This window comes from Pseudomonas sp. 273 (assembly GCF_029201425.1).
Classification (GTDB): Bacteria; Pseudomonadota; Gammaproteobacteria; order Pseudomonadales; family Pseudomonadaceae; genus Pseudomonas; species Pseudomonas delhiensis.
Genome location: NZ_CP116775.1, coordinates 7,187,490 through 7,202,621 on the forward strand (window position 1 = coordinate 7,187,490; position 15,132 = coordinate 7,202,621).

Annotated in this window: 10 protein-coding genes and 1 pseudogene; 9 read left to right on the forward strand and 2 right to left on the reverse strand. The window is 70.6% G+C overall.

Annotation, left to right across the window (positions count from 1 at the left end; genetic code table 11):
* Positions 1-116 precede the first annotated feature (116 nt).
* From PKO50_RS32885 to PKO50_RS32915, 7 genes and pseudogenes are all read left to right on the forward strand, one after another.
* Entirely contained in the window at positions 117-3,728 is a 3,612-nt protein-coding gene (locus PKO50_RS32885; protein WP_275628340.1) for a DUF2339 domain-containing protein, read from the forward strand.
* Positions 3,725-5,089 carry a DUF3999 domain-containing protein gene (locus tag PKO50_RS32890; RefSeq protein WP_275628341.1) on the forward strand — a complete coding sequence of 455 codons (1,365 nt, stop codon included), beginning with the start codon at positions 3,725-3,727 and terminating at the stop codon, positions 5,087-5,089. Before PKO50_RS32885 ends, PKO50_RS32890 begins: the two co-directional genes overlap by 4 nt.
* Before the next feature lie 134 nt (positions 5,090-5,223).
* Positions 5,224-7,139 (forward strand): annotated as a pseudogene (gene estP, locus PKO50_RS32895) (esterase EstP).
* 398 nt (positions 7,140-7,537) lie between these two features.
* The gene (locus tag PKO50_RS32900; RefSeq protein WP_275628342.1) at positions 7,538-8,548 is read left to right on the forward strand and encodes a class 1 fructose-bisphosphatase; all 1,011 of its coding nucleotides are present in this window, start codon (positions 7,538-7,540) and stop codon (positions 8,546-8,548) included.
* Positions 8,548-9,156, forward strand: coding sequence for a DUF924 family protein (locus PKO50_RS32905; protein WP_109936062.1), 609 nt, complete (start codon positions 8,548-8,550; stop codon positions 9,154-9,156). The genes PKO50_RS32900 and PKO50_RS32905 overlap by 1 nt, the downstream gene beginning before the upstream one ends.
* A gap of 69 nt (positions 9,157-9,225) precedes the next feature.
* Entirely contained in the window at positions 9,226-9,480 is a 255-nt protein-coding gene (gene bamE / locus PKO50_RS32910) for an outer membrane protein assembly factor BamE (protein ID WP_109936063.1), read from the forward strand.
* Position 9,481: 1 nt separating this feature from the next.
* Positions 9,482-10,036, forward strand: coding sequence for a lipocalin family protein (locus PKO50_RS32915; RefSeq protein WP_275628343.1), 555 nt, complete (start codon positions 9,482-9,484; stop codon positions 10,034-10,036).
* 324 nt (positions 10,037-10,360) lie between these two features.
* Here PKO50_RS32915 and PKO50_RS32920 read toward each other — a convergent pair whose 3' ends face one another.
* A complete protein-coding gene (locus tag PKO50_RS32920) occupies positions 10,361-11,725 on the reverse strand; it encodes a formimidoylglutamate deiminase (protein ID WP_275628344.1) in 1,365 nt (454 codons plus the stop codon).
* A gap of 257 nt (positions 11,726-11,982) precedes the next feature.
* Here PKO50_RS32920 and hutC point away from each other — a divergent pair, with 257 nt between their 5' ends.
* Complete coding sequence (gene hutC / locus PKO50_RS32925) at positions 11,983-12,693, forward strand: histidine utilization repressor (RefSeq protein ID WP_275630561.1); 711 nt, start codon at positions 11,983-11,985, stop codon at positions 12,691-12,693.
* Positions 12,690-13,280, forward strand: coding sequence for a HutD family protein (locus PKO50_RS32930; protein ID WP_089389855.1), 591 nt, complete (start codon positions 12,690-12,692; stop codon positions 13,278-13,280). The genes hutC and PKO50_RS32930 overlap by 4 nt, the downstream gene beginning before the upstream one ends.
* Positions 13,281-13,316: 36 nt before the next feature.
* Here PKO50_RS32930 and hutH read toward each other — a convergent pair whose 3' ends face one another.
* A complete protein-coding gene (gene hutH / locus PKO50_RS32935; protein ID WP_275628345.1) occupies positions 13,317-14,846 on the reverse strand; it encodes a histidine ammonia-lyase in 1,530 nt (509 codons plus the stop codon).
* Positions 14,847-15,132 lie beyond the last annotated feature (286 nt).

Genomic DNA, 15,132 nt, shown 5'->3' on the forward strand with positions numbered 1-15,132 from the left:
CGGCCCGGCGCTGGCGTCATATCCTGTGGAATCAGGGTGCCTGCGCCGCGTGGGGCGATATACTCGGAGCCTTGCGCGCCGCTGGATGGGGCGTTTCCCTTCAAGGATGTGAATGCATGCAATGGATTTTCATGCTGATCGGCCTGGTGCTGGGCGCTGCCTGGGACGAGTCGATCACCGATGGGTTGCTGGGGGCCGGGCTGGGGCTGCTGTTCGGCCAGGCGCTGGTGCTGCATGGGTTGCAGCGGCAGAACGCTGCGCTGCGCCGGCAGCTGGAGCAGTTCGCCGAGCGGTTCGAGGCGGGCACCGAGGCGTTGTACCAGCGCCTGTTGCGCCTGGAGCAGGGTGGGGCCGGGCCGGTTTCGCCGCCTGCCGAGGCCGTGGAGCCTGTCGTTGCGCCCGAGGCGCCGGCCGTCGCCGAGCCGGAGCTGGAATGGGAGATCGAGCTGCCCGAAGCGCCGGCGCCGGCCGCGGCCAGCGCTGCGCCGGACTGGTCGTTGCAGCCCCGGGAGCCTTCGCCGGCACCGATCCCGCCCACCGTCGAATCCCCCGTCGTACGTGAAGCCTCGGCCTGGGAGGCCGAGCCGGCTGCGCCGTCCGGCCCGACCTGGTTCGACCGTGCCCTTGGCGCGGCGCGTGACTGGCTGTTCGGTGGCAATACCGTGTTGCGCGTCGGCGTGCTGTTGCTGTTCCTCGGCCTGGCCTTCCTGCTGCGCTATGCCTCCGAGCGCGTGGTGGTGCCCGTGGAGCTGCGCTACATGGGCGTGGCCGCCGCCGCCATCGCCCTGCTGGGCCTGGGCTGGTGGCTGCGGCATAAGCGCGCGACCTATGGCCTGCTGTTGCAGGGCACCGGCATCGCGGTGCTGTACCTGACGGTGTTCGCCGCCATGCGCCTGCACCCCTTGCTGACACCCGGCCAGGCCCTCGGCCTGCTGGTGGCGGTGACGGTGTTCTCCGCCGTGCTGGCGGTGCTGCAGGATGCGCTCGGCCTTGCCGCCGCGGCGGCCCTGGGTGGTTTCGCCGCGCCCATCCTGACGTCCACCGGCGCCGGCAACCACGTCGCGCTGTTCAGCTACTTCGCCCTGCTCAACGCCGGCATCTTCGCCATCGCCTGGTTCCGCGCCTGGCGCCTGCTCAACCTGATCGGCTTCTTCGGTACCTTCGGCATCGGCTTCGCCTGGGGGCTGCGCTCCTACACGCCGGAGCTGTTCGCCAGCACCGAGCCCTTCCTGCTGCTGTTCTTCCTGATGTACGTGGCCATCGGCCTGCTCTTCGCCCGCCGCCGCCTGCGCGAGGCCGCCGGGCTGGAGGAGGGCGCCGGGCGCGACGAGACGCTGCGCTGGTCGCTGCGGCAGACCGACTACGTCGACGGCACTGTGCTGTTCGGCGCGCCGCTGATCGGCTTCGGCCTGCAGTACGCGTTGATCCGCCACCTGGCGTTCGGCCCGGCGTTCAGCGCCCTCGCCCTGGGGCTGTTCTACATGGGCCTGGCGCGCCTGCTGGCCGGGCGCACCGCCGGCCGCGCCCTGCTGCTGGTGGAAGCCTGCCTGGCGCTGGGCGTGGTGTTCGGCAGCCTGGCCATTCCCCTGGGCCTGGATGCGCGCTGGACCTCGGCGGCCTGGGCCGTGGAGGGTGCCGGCATCTACTGGCTGGGCCTGCGCCAGGGGCGGCGGCTGGCGCGGATGTTCGCCCTGCTGCTGCAGGTGGGCGCGGCCATCGCCTTCCTGATGGGCCTGCGCCCGGGTGTGGATAACCTGCTGGACGGCGCGCCGCTGGGCGCCCTGATGCTCGGCGTGGCGCTGCTGTTCAGCTACTGGCGGCTGCGCCGCCACGGCGACGCCGGCCTCTGGCCCTGGGAGCCGCGCTACCAGCCGCTGCTGGCGGTCTGCGGCCTGGCCTTCCTGTACCTGATCGCGCCGGTGTGCTTCGCCGTGCCGGGTACCGCCATGGCCTGGGCCCTGGCCGGCCTGGCCACGGTATTCGCCGGCCTGCGCCTGGGTTCGCGGACCTTCCTGTTCTGCGCCTTCGCCGTGCAACTGCTGGGCGGCGCGCTGTTCCTCGCCGACCTGCAGGCGGCCGACGGCGGCGCCGGCGTGCTCGGCAGCGGCTGGACCGGCCTGTTCGGCGCCAGCCTGATCGGCCTGGCGCTGATCGCCGGGATGATCCTCGCCGCGCGCGACCCGCTGGTGCGCGACGACCGCCGGCTGATGCTCGGCCTGAGCGCCGTGCTGCTGGCCGGCCTGGCCTTCGTCAACCTGGCGGTGCTGTTCGTGCTGCCCTGGCGCAGCGCCGCGGCGGTGTGGGCCGGCAGCGGCCTGCTGATCCTCTGGCTGAGCCTGGCCCTGCAGCAGCGCGCCAGCTTCCTGTTCGGCCTGCTGCTGCAGGTGCTGGGCGGCGCGGCGCTGCTGTTCGGCGGCTCGACGCTGTTCGCCGGGCTGTCCGGCGAGGGCCTGACGCCCCTGGCCCATAGCGGCTTCTGGTGCCCGGCGGTGCTGGCCCTGGCGGCGCTGGTGGGCGCCTGGCGCCTGCACCGGGCGGGGCAGGGCGGGCAGGTGCTGCAACTGGGGGCGCTGACCCTGGAGCGGCTGTCGCAGCTGCTGCTGGCCTGGGGCGCCGGCTGGTGGGCGCTGACCGCGCTGTGCGAGATCGTCCGCTTCGTCCCGGCGCCGCGGCGCGAGCACGTCGCCCTGCTGGTGGCGGCGCTGAGCGTGATGCTCTGGGCCTTCGTCGCCCGCCGCGAGCCGTGGCGGGCCCTGGCGCTCGCCTGCCTGGCCCTGGCGCCGGCGGGCGTGCTGGCGCTGGCCAGTGCCTGGCACCTGGAATACCAGCCGCTGGGCGAACTCGGCTGGCTGGGCTGGGGCGCGCTCTTCGTCGCCCACTTCTGGTCGCTCAGGCGCCTGGAGCCGGTGCTGCCGGCGCTGCCCCTGCGCGGCGCCCACGTCCTCGGCTGCTGGCTGTTGCTCGCGGTGCTGGCGCTGCAGCTGCGCTACCTGTTCCTGGCCCTGGCCGAGCACTACAACGCCTGGCGCTGGCTGGGCTGGGCGCTGGTGCCGAGCGCCTACCTGATCCTCATGGGCGCGCGCCGTAGCCTGCCCTGGCCGGTGGCGGCCTTCCCCCGCGAATACCGCGCCCTGGCCGCGGCGCCGGTGGCCGTGGCGCTGCTCGGCTGGTTCTGGCTGGTCAACCTGGTCAGCGACGGCGCCGCGCAGCCGTTGCCCTACCTGCCGCTGCTCAACCCGCTGGAGCTGGGCATGCTGATCGTGCTGGCGGCGATCTTCCTGTGGAGCCGCGAAGGGCTGCCGTCGCTGGGCCTGCCCGGCGAGCAGGTGCGCCTGCCGGCCCAGGCGCTGCTGGGCGCTTCGCTGTTCGCCCTGCTGACCATGGCGGTGTGCCGCACCGCGCACCACTGGGGCGGCGTGCCCTTCGCCCTGGAGCCGCTGCGCGCGTCGATGCTGGTGCAGGCCGGGCTGTCCATCGTCTGGACGCTGATCGCCCTGGGCCTGATGGTCGGCGGCCACCTGCGCGGGCGGCGCGACCTGTGGATGGTCGGCGCGGCGCTGATCGGCGTGGTGGTGGTCAAGCTGTTCTTCGTCGAACTGGGCAACAGCGGCAGCCTGGAACGCATCGTTTCCTTCATCGGCGTCGGCGTGCTGCTGCTGGTCGTCGGCTATTTCGCCCCGCTGCCGCCGCACCGCGGGCAAGGGCAACAGGAGCAACCCCCCGCATGAAGCTGGCTTCCCTCATCCTCTGCCTGGCCGCCGGGCTGGCCCAGGCCGCGGAAAACCCCGCCGACTACCCGCAGCAGGTGCCCCTGCGGCTGCAGGGCGAAGGCCCCTGGTACCGCCTGCAGGTGCCGATGAGCGTGCAACTGGCCGCCGCCCATGCCGACCTGCGCGACTTGCGGGTATTCGACAAGGAAGGCGAGGCGCTGCCCTATGCCCTGAGCGCGGCAGCGGTGCAGGGCAGCAGCACCGCCCATGAGGCCGTGGCCCGGCTGTTCCCGCTGTACGGCGCCGAAGCCGACCCCGGCCAGCAGGCCGGCCTGCGCATCCAGCGCAGCACCACCGGCACCCTGGTGGAAGTGCTGCCCGGCGCGGCCCCCACGCCGACAGGCGAGCGGCGCAGCGGCTGGCTGCTGGATGCCGGCGACGCCGACTTCCCCTTCGAGCGCCTGGCCCTGGACTGGAGCAGCGAGGCCGAGGGCTTCCAGCACTTCCGCATCGAGGCCAGCGACGACCTGCTGCACTGGCGCAGCTGGGGCGACGGCCAGCTCGCCCGGCTGAGCTTCAACGGCGAGCGCATGGACGTCAGCGACGTGGCCCTGCCCGGGCAGAAGGCGCGCTACCTGCGCCTGTCCTGGCCGAGCGGCGGCACGGCGGTGACGCTCAAGGGCGCGCGCCTGCTGGGCCGCACCGACCAGGCCGCGAGCACGCCGCTGGTGTGGTCCGAGCCCATCGCCGGGCGCCGCGAGCCGGACGGCAGCTACCGCTGGGACCTGCCCCTGGCGCTGCCGCTGGAACGGGTACGCTTCGAGCTGGACCCCGCGGCGCAGCGCCTGATGGCGCCGGTGGCGCTGTCCACGCGCAACGCGACGGGGAAGGGCAGCCGGGACGACTGGTACCCGCTGGCCCGCGGGGTGCTCTACGACCTGCCGGTGGACGGCCGCCAGGTGCGCCAGGACGAACTCTTCCTCGCCGGCCAGCCGGTGCGCCAGCTGCGCCTGGTCACCGACGAGCGCGGTACCGGCCTGGGCAGCGCTGCGCCGAACCTGCGCGTGGCCCTGCGCGCCCGCGAGCTGGTGTTCCTGGTGCGCGGCAGCGCGCCCTACCAGTTGGCCCTGGGCAAGCGCGACGCCACCTCGGCCAGCCTGCCGCTGGGCGTGCTGATCCCCGGCTACCAGCCGGACAAGCCAGCGCGGATCGGCCAAGCCAGCCTGGATGGGGCTCTGCAGGCCGCCGCGGCGGAAGCGGCCGTGGCCGGCGCCGGCGACTGGAAGCGCATCGGCCTGTGGGCCGTATTGCTGGGCGGGGTGTTGTTGCTGGGCGGGATGGCCTTCAGCCTGCTGCGCGGGCAGCGGGCTGGCCAGTGAGCAAATACCGGGAAATGGAGAAATTACGCCAGCTTATGTAGGGAAATGCGTCAAGAACGCTACTCTGCGCGATTGTTCTGATACTGTTAACGGCGTTGCACTCTACCTATAAGAAAAAGCATGGAGTCAGCCGCATGATCAAACAGGTGCTTTCACCCCTGGCCGCCGCCTGCCTGCTCGGCATCGCCGGCCAAGCCGTCGCGTCACCTTCCCCGTATTCGACCCTGGTGGTGTTCGGCGACAGCCTCAGCGACGCCGGCCAGTTCCCCGACGCCGACGGCCCCGCCGGTGCCTCCACGCGCTTCACCAACCGCGTGGGCCCGACCTATCTCGACGGTAGCGGCGAGGTCTTCGGGCCCACCGCGGCAATGATCCTCGGCGGCAAGCTGGGCGTCGCCGCCGGCGACCTCGGGCCTTCCACCTCGCTGGTGAACGCCGCCGAAGGTTTGCCGGACGGCAACAACTGGGCGGTGGGGGCTACCGTACCGACCAGATCTACGACTCCATCACCGCCGCGGGCGGCTCGGTGGTCAGCTCCGGCGGCGAGACCCGTACCCGCGACGGCTACCTGGTCGGCCGCGTCGCCGACCCCAACGCGCTCTACTACCTCACCGGCGGCGGCAACGACTTCCTGCAGTTCCGTATCACCGACGATCCTTCCGCCCGCGCCGCCGCCGGGCGCCTGGTGGACAGCGCCCAGGCCCTGAGCCAGGCCGGCGCGCGCTACATCGTGGTCTGGCTGCTGCCCGACCTGGGCCTGACCCCGGCCACCAACGGCACTGTCCTGCAGAGCTTCGGCACCCAGCTCAGCGGCATCTTCAACGAGGAATTGGTGAGCCAGCTGGCCAGCAGCGGCGCCAACGTCATCCCGCTGAACATCCCGTTGATGCTCAAGGAGGTGCTCGCCGACCCGGCTGCCTTCGGCCTGGCCGCCGACCAGAACCTGGTGGGCACCTGCTTCAGCGGCAACAGCTGCCCGGAAAACCTGACCTACGGCCGCAACGGCAGCAACCCCGACCCGACCAAACTGATCTTCAACGATGGCGTGCACCCGACCATCGCCGGCCAGCGGCTGATCGCCGACTACGCCTACTCGATCCTGTCCGCGCCCTGGGAGGCCACCCTGCTGCCGGAGATGGCGCTGGGCACCCTCAACAGCTTCCAGGACGGCATCCGCAGCCAGTGGCTGGCCGACTGGGGCGACTGGCAGGGCGTGGGCCAGTGGCGCGGCTTCGTCAGCGGCGGCGGCCAGCACCTGGACTACGACGACCAGGACAGCGCCGCCGATGGCGACGGCTTCGGCTACAACCTCAACCTCGGCGGCAGCTACCGCATCGACGATGCCTGGCGCGTCGGCGTCGCCGCCGGCTTCTACCGGCAGAAGCTGGAGGCCGGCGCCGAGGATTCCGAGTACAAGCTCAACAGCTACCTGGGCAGCCTCTTCGTGCAGTTCCAGGAGGACCGCTGGTGGGCCGACGCCGCGGTGACCGGCGGCTATCTCGACTACGAGGATGCCAATCGCAAGTTCGCCACCCCCGGGGTGACCATCGAGGAGAAGGCCGACACCGACGGCAACCTGCTCGCCTTCAGCGGCCGGCTCGGCTACGACATCGCCCAGGGCGGCGAGGCCTGGCACCTGTCGCCCTTCGTCAGCGCCGACTGGGCGCGGGTGAAGGTGGACGGCTATGCCGAGGATGGCGGCGACGCCGCCTCGCTGGCGTTCGACGAGCAGAACCGCTATTCCCGGCGCCTGGGCGCGGGCCTGCAGGGCAAGTTCGCCTTGTCGGCGCAGACCCAGCTGTTCGGCGAGGTGGCAGTGGAGCGCGAGTATGCCGATGACACCCGCAACATCGGCATGAACCTCACCAGCCTGCCGGACATCGGCTTCACCCTGCAAGGCTACACCCCGCAGAGCCACCTGCAGCGCGCGACCCTGGGCTTCGCCCAGAAGCTGACCCCGGAACTCTCGCTGCGCGGCGGCTACAGCGCGCACCGCAGCGACGACGACCTGCAGCAGGGCATCAGCCTGGCCCTGAGCCTCGATTTCTGAGGCGGCGTTCGGAGGCGGCGTTCGGAGGCGCAACTGTCTTGCAGGCGAGGTGCTCTTCGTAGGATGGGTTGAGCCTGCGAAACCCATGCGGCCGTGGCGATGGGTATCGCTTCGCTCAACCCATCCTACGACGGCGTTCCTGCTCCTTGTATGGCTTGCTCGCGAACCTGCTCCGCTGCGGACCATTCGCGAGCAAGCTCGCGCCTACGAAAGCCCCCGCGGGCTGCCCTCGACCACCGGGGCGCCCATGGCAGCGACTGACGGCCGCAGCACAGAGGGAACCGACCACCGGCGGCGCGCTCCAAGCTCAGGACGGACGCGCCGCACGGGAGGCGGCGCGGTCGATTCCACGCTAGAATGCGCGCAGTTTTTTCCTACCTCTCCCCCGGAGTCCTTCCATGTCCCGCGTTACCCTCAGCCGCTACCTCATCGAGCAGACCCGCAGCCACAACACTCCGGCCGACCTGCGCTTCCTCATCGAGGTGGTGGCGCGTGCATGCAAGGAGATCAGCCATGCCGTGTCCAAGGGCGCCCTGGGCGGCGTGCTGGGCAGCATGGGCACCGAGAACGTGCAGGGCGAGGTACAGAAGAAGCTGGACGTGATGTCCAACGAAATCCTCCTGGAGGCCAACGAGTGGGGCGGCCACCTGGCCGGCATGGCCTCCGAGGAAATGGACAACGCCTACCAGATCCCCGGCAAGTACCCCAAGGGCGCGTACCTGCTGGTGTTCGACCCGCTGGACGGCTCCAGCAACATCGACGTCAACGTCTCGGTCGGCACCATCTTCTCGGTGCTGCGCTGCCCCGAGCAGCACCTGAGCCAGAACGACAGCCTCAACGAGCAGGCCTTCCTCCAGCCGGGCACCAGGCAGGTCGCCGCCGGCTACGCCATCTACGGCCCGCAGACCATGCTGATGCTGACCCTCGGCGACGGCGTCAAGGGCTTCACCCTGGACCGCGAGCTGGGCAGCTTCGTGCTCACCCACGACAACATCTGCGTGCCGGAAAGCACCGCCGAGTTCGCCATCAACATGTCCAACCAGCGCCACTGGGAAGCCCCGGTGCAGCGCTACGTCAGCGAACTGCTGGCCGGCAAGGAAGGCCCGCTGGGCAAGAACTACAACATGCGCTGGATCGCCTCCATGGTGGCCGACGTGCACCGCATCCTCACCCGCGGCGGCATCTTCATGTACCCGCGCGACGCCCGTGAGCCGGAGAAGCCCGGCAAGCTGCGGCTGATGTACGAGGCCAACCCGATGTCCTTCATCATCGAGCAGGCCGGCGGCGCCGCCACCAACGGCACCCAGCGCATCCTCGACATCCAGCCGGAGTCGCTGCACCAGCGCGTGGCCGTGTTCCTCGGTTCGAAGGAAGAGGTCGAGCGCGTCACCGGCTACCACCAGGCCTGATGAGCGCGCTACCCGCCTGGCAGGCGTTGCTCGACTGGTGGTTCGGCGACGCCCTGCGCGCCAGCGACGTCGCCGCCCAGCGCAACGGCCTGTGGTTCGGCAAGAGCGCCTGCGAGGACACGGCCTCGGACAACCGTTTCGGCGGCCTGGTGCGCCAGGCCCTGGATGGCGCTCTGGCCGACTGGGCCGGCTCGGCCCAGGGCTGGCTGGCGCTGATCCTGCTGCTGGACCAGCTGCCGCGGATGATCTTCCGCGACACGCCGCGCGCCTATGCCGGCGATGCCCGCGCCCAGGCGCTGGTGCGCCGCGGCCTTGCAGCCGGGCTGGACCGCCAGCTGCAGCCGATCGAGCGGGTCTTCGTCTACCTGGTGCTGGAGCACGCCGAGGACCTGGCACAGCAGGAACAGGCCGTGGCCGCCTTCGCCGCGCTGCACGAACAGGCCGATGAGGTGGACAAGGCGCTGTTCGCCGACTTCCTGGACTACGCCGAGCGTCACCGCGAGGTGGTCGCGCGCTTCGGCCGCTTCCCCCACCGCAATGCCATCCTTGGCCGCGAGTCCAGCGCCGGGGAAGTCGCCTTCCTCAAGGAACCCGGCTCGCGTTTCTGACTCCAAGGGTGCGTTTCGCGTGGCCTGTGCCACGCTTGTCCAACGGACCATCCGACAATGGAGTTGCCCATGTCCTTCCGCCGTATCGCCCTGATCGCCGTCTGCATCGCCATGGCCGCCTGCAGCAAGCTCAACCAGGAGAACTACTCCAAGCTCAAGCCCGGCATGGCCAAGGCGGAGGTGGAGGCCCTGCTCGGCAAGCCCACCGAGTGCTCCGGTGCGCTGGGCGTGTCCAGCTGCACCTGGGGCGACGACAAGACCTTCATCAGCGTGCAGTACGCCGGCGACAAGGTGCTGATGTTCTCCGGCCAGGGGCTCAAGTGAGATGAACGCCGCGCTGCGGGTGCTCGTGGCGCTGCTCGCGCTGGGCGGCGGCGCCGGGCACGCCGAGGAGCGGCCGCAGACCATGCAGGTCGACCCGCAGCGCTACGCGGGCACCTGGTACGAGCTGGCGCGCAAGCCGATGTTCTTCCAGCGCGCCTGCCTGCAGTCCGAGGCCCACTACCGCGTGCGCGCCGACGGCAGCATCGGCCTGCTCAACCGCTGCCGCACCGCCGATGGCAGCTGGAAGCAGGTGACCGGCACGGCCACCCCGCAGGTGCCGGGCAGCACCGATGCCTTCTGGGTGCACTTCGACAACTGGGCGTCGCGCCTGCTCCCCGGCGTGGTGCGCGGCGACTACCGGGTGATCTACGTCGACGCGGACTACCAGACCGCCCTGGTCGGCAACCGCGACCGCGACCACCTGTGGCTGCTGGCGCGGCAGACCAGCCTGTCCGAGGCGACCCTGCGCCGCCTGCTGGCCGAGGCCAACCGCAATGGCTACGACACCAGCGATCTGATCTGGCGGAGCAAGGATAGTGCGATAGCGGGGAATTGAGGGATGGATGTTTTGTGGGGGTGGTGTCTGCCGGTAACGTAGGCGCGCTACTTGACCTCCGCTCCCTCTCCCCAGCCCTCTCCCTGAAGGGAGAGGGGGCTAGTCCGTGCCGAGAGAGATGAGGGTTTCAGCTGGAAACCGTTGGAGCTGCCGGCTAACGCCAGAATACCGGACCCTGCCCAACGGTCCCCTCTCCCTTCAGGGAGAGGGTTAGGGAGAGGGAAAAGGGGTTGCCCCGGAGATGAATCTGCCGGCAAACGCCATTCGCAATCAACAAAAGCCAGGCGTAGGGCGAATAACGCCCCGCGTTATCCGCCGTCTGGCCTATGCCAACAACTCCCGCAACACCCCCGCGAACTCCCCGGCACTGCGCTCTTCCAGCGCATGCCGGCGCTCCCGCACCACCCACTGGCCGTTGACCATTACGTCGCGCACCTGGCGGTCGCCGCCGGCGAACAGCCAGCGGTTGAGCAGGGTGTCGGGGGTGGCGGTGGCCAGGTAGGGGTCGTTGCCGTCGAGCACCAGCAGGTCGGCGCGGCGGCCCGCGGCCAGTTCGCCCACCGGTTGGCCCAGGGCCTGGGCGCCGCCTTTCAACGCCGCTTCGTAGAGCGTCTGGCCGACATTGGGCTGGTCGCCGCGGTACAGGCGGTTGCGCTTCTGGTCGCGCAGGCGCTGGCCGTACTCCAGCCAGCGCAGTTCCTCCACCACGCTCAGCGACACGTGGCTGTCCGAGCCGATGCCCAGGCGCCCGCCGCGGGCCAGGTAGTCCACCGCCGGGAAGATGCCGTCGCCCAGGTTGGCCTCGGTGGTCAGGCACAGGCCGGCCACCGCGCCGCTGGCGGCCATGGCGGCGACCTCGTCGGGCTCGGCGTGGGTGGCGTGGACCAGGCACCAGCGGCCGTCCACCTCGATGTTGTCGTACAGCCACTGCAACGGCCGGCGCTTCGACCAGGCCAGGCAGTCGTCGACTTCCTTCCGCTGCTCGGCGATGTGGATGTGGATGGGGCTTTCGCTGCTGTCGGACTCCAGCACCTCGGTGATCTGCTGCGGCGTCACCGCGCGCAGCGAGTGGAAGCACAGGCCGACGCGCTGCGCCGGTTGCGCCGCCAGGCGTGGCTGCAGGCCGTGGATCAGTTCGAGGTAGGCGTCGGTGCCGTTGATGAAGCGGCGCTGGCCCTCGCTGGGCGCCTGGCCGCCGAAGCCGGAATGGCTGTAGAGCACCGGCAGCAGGGTCAGGCCGATGCCGGCCTCGCGCGCGGCCTGGCTGATGCGCAGCGCCAGCTCGGCCGGCTCGGCGTAGCGCTGGCCGCCCTGGTCATGGTGCACGTAGTGGAATTCGGCGACGCCGGTGTAGCCGGCCTTGAGCATCTCGATGTACAGCTGGCGGGCGACCACCTGCAGCTGCTCCGGGGTGATGCGGCCGACCAGGCGGTACATCAGCTCGCGCCAGGTCCAGAAGCTGTCGTTGGGGTTGCCGGCCACCTCGGCCAGCCCCGCCATGGCGCGCTGGAAGGCGTGCGAGTGCAGGTTGGGCATGCCCGGCAGCACCGGCCCGTGCAGGCGCTCGGCGCCCTCGCCGGTGGCGTTGGCCTCGACCCGGGCCAGCAGGCCGTCGGCGGAAACCTCGAAACGGACATCGCGCGCCCAGCCGCTGGGGAGCAGGGCGCGTTCGGCGAACAGGGCAGGCATGCTGGGGTCCTCGCAGGGCTCTTCGAATTTGTATATACATATACAGACGTTTAGGATGGCCGTAAACTACGAGACGCGCCCGGCGGTCGCCACGGGGCTTGTATGCACCGGTCGATTCCGGTACATGCCGGAGGACAAGAGCGCATCGCGCCGCTGCCTTCCCGCCACTGCCCACCGTCGCCACGACAAGGAGTACTCCCGTGCCCGCATCGTCCACGCCCACCCCGCCCGCGGAGGGCTCCTCGCTGGCCTCGCAGATGGGCGAGCTGCCCGCCCCGCTGTACGCGCGGGTGAAGCAGATGATTGTCCAGCAGATCCAGTCCGGCGCCTGGCCGCCGCACCACCGGGTACCCTCCGAAAGCGAACTGGTCAGCGAGCTGGGCGTCAGCCGCATGACCATCAACCGCGCGCTGCGCGAGCTGACCAACGACGGCCTGCTGGTGCGCATGCAGGGCGTGGGCACCTTCGTCGCCGAGCCCAAGGGCCAGTCGGCGCTGTTCCAGGTGCAGAACATAGCCGAGGAAATCGAAGCCCGCGGCCACCGCCACCATTGCGTGGTGGTGCGCCTGGAGGAGGAGAAGGCCAGCGCCGAGCGCGCCCTGGCGCTGGACGTGCGCGAGGGCCAGCGGGTGTTCCATTCGCTGATCGTGCACTACGAGAACGACGTGCCGGTGCAGATCGAGGACCGCTACGTCAACGCCGCGGTGGCCCCGGACTACCTCAAGCAGGATTTCTCCGGGCAGACGCCCTTCGCCTACCTCACCCAGGTGGCGCCGCTCAGCGAGGGCGAGCACGTGGTCGAGGCGGTGCTGCCCGGCCCCGAGGACTGCAAGCTGCTGAGCATCGAACGCCACGAGCCCTGCCTGCTGATCCGCCGGCGCACCTGGTCGGGGCGCAACACCGTGACCAGCGCGCGCCTGCTCTACCCGGGCTCGCGCTACCGCCTGGAAGGACGCTTCTCTTCATGAACCACCGCCTGTTGCGGGCCGCCGACTACCCGGTGATGCCTTGGAAGAACGGCGCGGGCAGCACCCGCGAAATCCTCCGCGACGCCGGCGACGGCCTGGAGGGCTTCGGCTGGCGCCTGTCCATCGCCGACGTCGGCGCGCCGGGGCCGTTCTCCGCCTTCGCCGGCTACCAGCGGGTGATCACCGTGCTGGAAGGCCAGGGCATGCGCCTGACCGTGGACGGCGTGCCGTCCCGCGAGCTGCGCGCCCTGGACGCCTTCGCCTTCGATGGCGCCAGCGCGGTGGACTGCGAGCTGCTCGGCGGCGCCATCCGCGACTTCAACCTGATCTACTCGCCCGCGCGCTACCGCGCGCGGCTGCAGTGGCTGCGGGTGCAGGGCGAGCTGGCGCTGTTCGGCAGTGCCGCCACGGTCCTGCTGTTCAATGCCGGTGAGGCTGCCGTGGCCCTGCGCCGCGATGGCCAGGCCCTGGGCAGCCTGGCGCGCCAGGACTGCCTGCAGGTGGAAAACGATGGCTGCCTGGCCGAGTACCGCCTGGCGTCCGCCGGCGCGGCGGACGTCTGCCTGATCGAGCTCGAGCCGCGCTGAAACCGGCGCCCGCCGCCAGGGCGGGCGCCGCCTTCCTCAGCCGTACAGCCGCGAGTAGTCCAGCCAGCGGCTGAGCGCACCTTCCTCCACCCAGGCGCGGGCCGCGGCGATGTCCGGGGCGAAGTAGCGGTCCTGGTCGTAGGCCGGCACCTGGGCGCGGATCATCTTCAGCACCTCCTGCAACTGCGGCGAACTCTGCAGCGGCGCGTGGAACTCTACGCCCTGGGCGGCGGCCAGCAGCTCGATGGCGACCACCGCCGAGCTGTTGCCGGCCATGTCCTGCAGGCGGCGGGCGGCGAAGGTGGCCATGGACACGTGGTCTTCCTGGTTGGCCGAGGTCGGCAGGCTGTCCACCGAGGCCGGGTGGGCCAGGGTCTTGTTCTCCGAAGCCAGGGCCGCCGAAGTCACCTGGGCGATCATGAAGCCGGAGTTGAGCCCGCCCTCCTTGACCAGGAACGCCGGCAGGCCGGACAGCGCCGGGTCCACCAGCTGGGCGATGCGCCGTTCCGACAGCGCACCTATCTCGGCGATGACCAGGGCCAGCACGTCGGCGGCCATGGCCACCGGCTCGGCGTGGAAGTTGCCGCCGGAGAGCACGTCGCCGTCGGCGCTGAACACCAGCGGGTTGTCCGACACCGCGTTGGCCTCGCGCAGGAACACCCCGGCGGCGAAGCGCAGGTGGTCGAGGCAGGCGCCCATCACCTGGGGCTGGCAGCGCAGGGAATAAGGGTCCTGCACGCGCTTGCAGTCGATGTGCGACTGGTTGATCGCGCTGTCGTGCAGCAGCTCGCGGTAGAAGGCCGCCACGTCGATCTGCCCGGGCTGGCCGCGGACCGCCTGGATGCGCGCGTCGAAGGGCACGTAGGAGCCCTTGAGCGCCTCCACCGTCAGGCTGCCGGCGATCACCGCCGAGACGAACAGCTTCTCCGCCGCGAACAGCCCGCGCAGGGCCAGGGCGGTGGACACCTGGGTGCCGTTGATCAGCGCCAGGCCTTCCTTGGGCCCCAGCACCAGCGGCTGGCAGCCGGCGATGGCCAGGCCCTCGCTGGCCTCCATGACGCGGCCCTGGTGGCGCACCTGGCCAACGCCGATGAGCGTCGAGGACATGTGCGCCAGCGGCGCCAGGTCGCCGCTGGCGCCCACCGAGCCCTGGGACGGGATGCACGGGTAGACGCGCGCCTGGTAGAGCTTGAGCAGGGTGTCGATCACCGCCATGCCCACGCCGGAGAAGCCGCGGGCCAGGGAGCCGATCTTCAGCGCCATGATCAGCGCCACGCTGGCGTCGTCCAGCAGCGGGCCGGTGCCGGTGCAGTGCGACAGGATGAGGTTGCGCTGCAGGGTGACCAGCGAATCCTCGGGGATGGAGGTGCGCGCCAGCAGGCCGAAGCCGGTGTTGATGCCGTACACGGTGCGCTGGTTGGCGATGATCTGGCTGACCGTGCGGGCGCTGTTCTCGATGTTCGTCCGGCAGGCTTCATCCAGTTGCAGCGCGGGTTGCCGCTGGTGGATGGCGCGCAGTTGGTCGAGGGAAAACTGGCCGGGGGTGATCTGCAGGGTTTCGGACATGACGGCTCCCGTGTTCCGGAGTGTTACCGCGCTCGGCGGCGAGACTATCTATTCCTGTATATACAAGTATGAGCAATAAGCGAGCCAGCCCGCCCGGCCGGCAGGCGGCGGCGCCAGCCTCTGCGAGAAGGCCGGGCGGAACGTCCCCGGCCGGGGAATGAGGAAGGGCGGTGGCAGCCCCCGGAAATGAGGCGAGCTGTAACGGCCAGGCGTTACCGAATGCTACGAAATGGAGCAGCCGATCACCGTTCTGGTGCAGTCGTTCGCCTGGCGCGGCGGCCTTGCC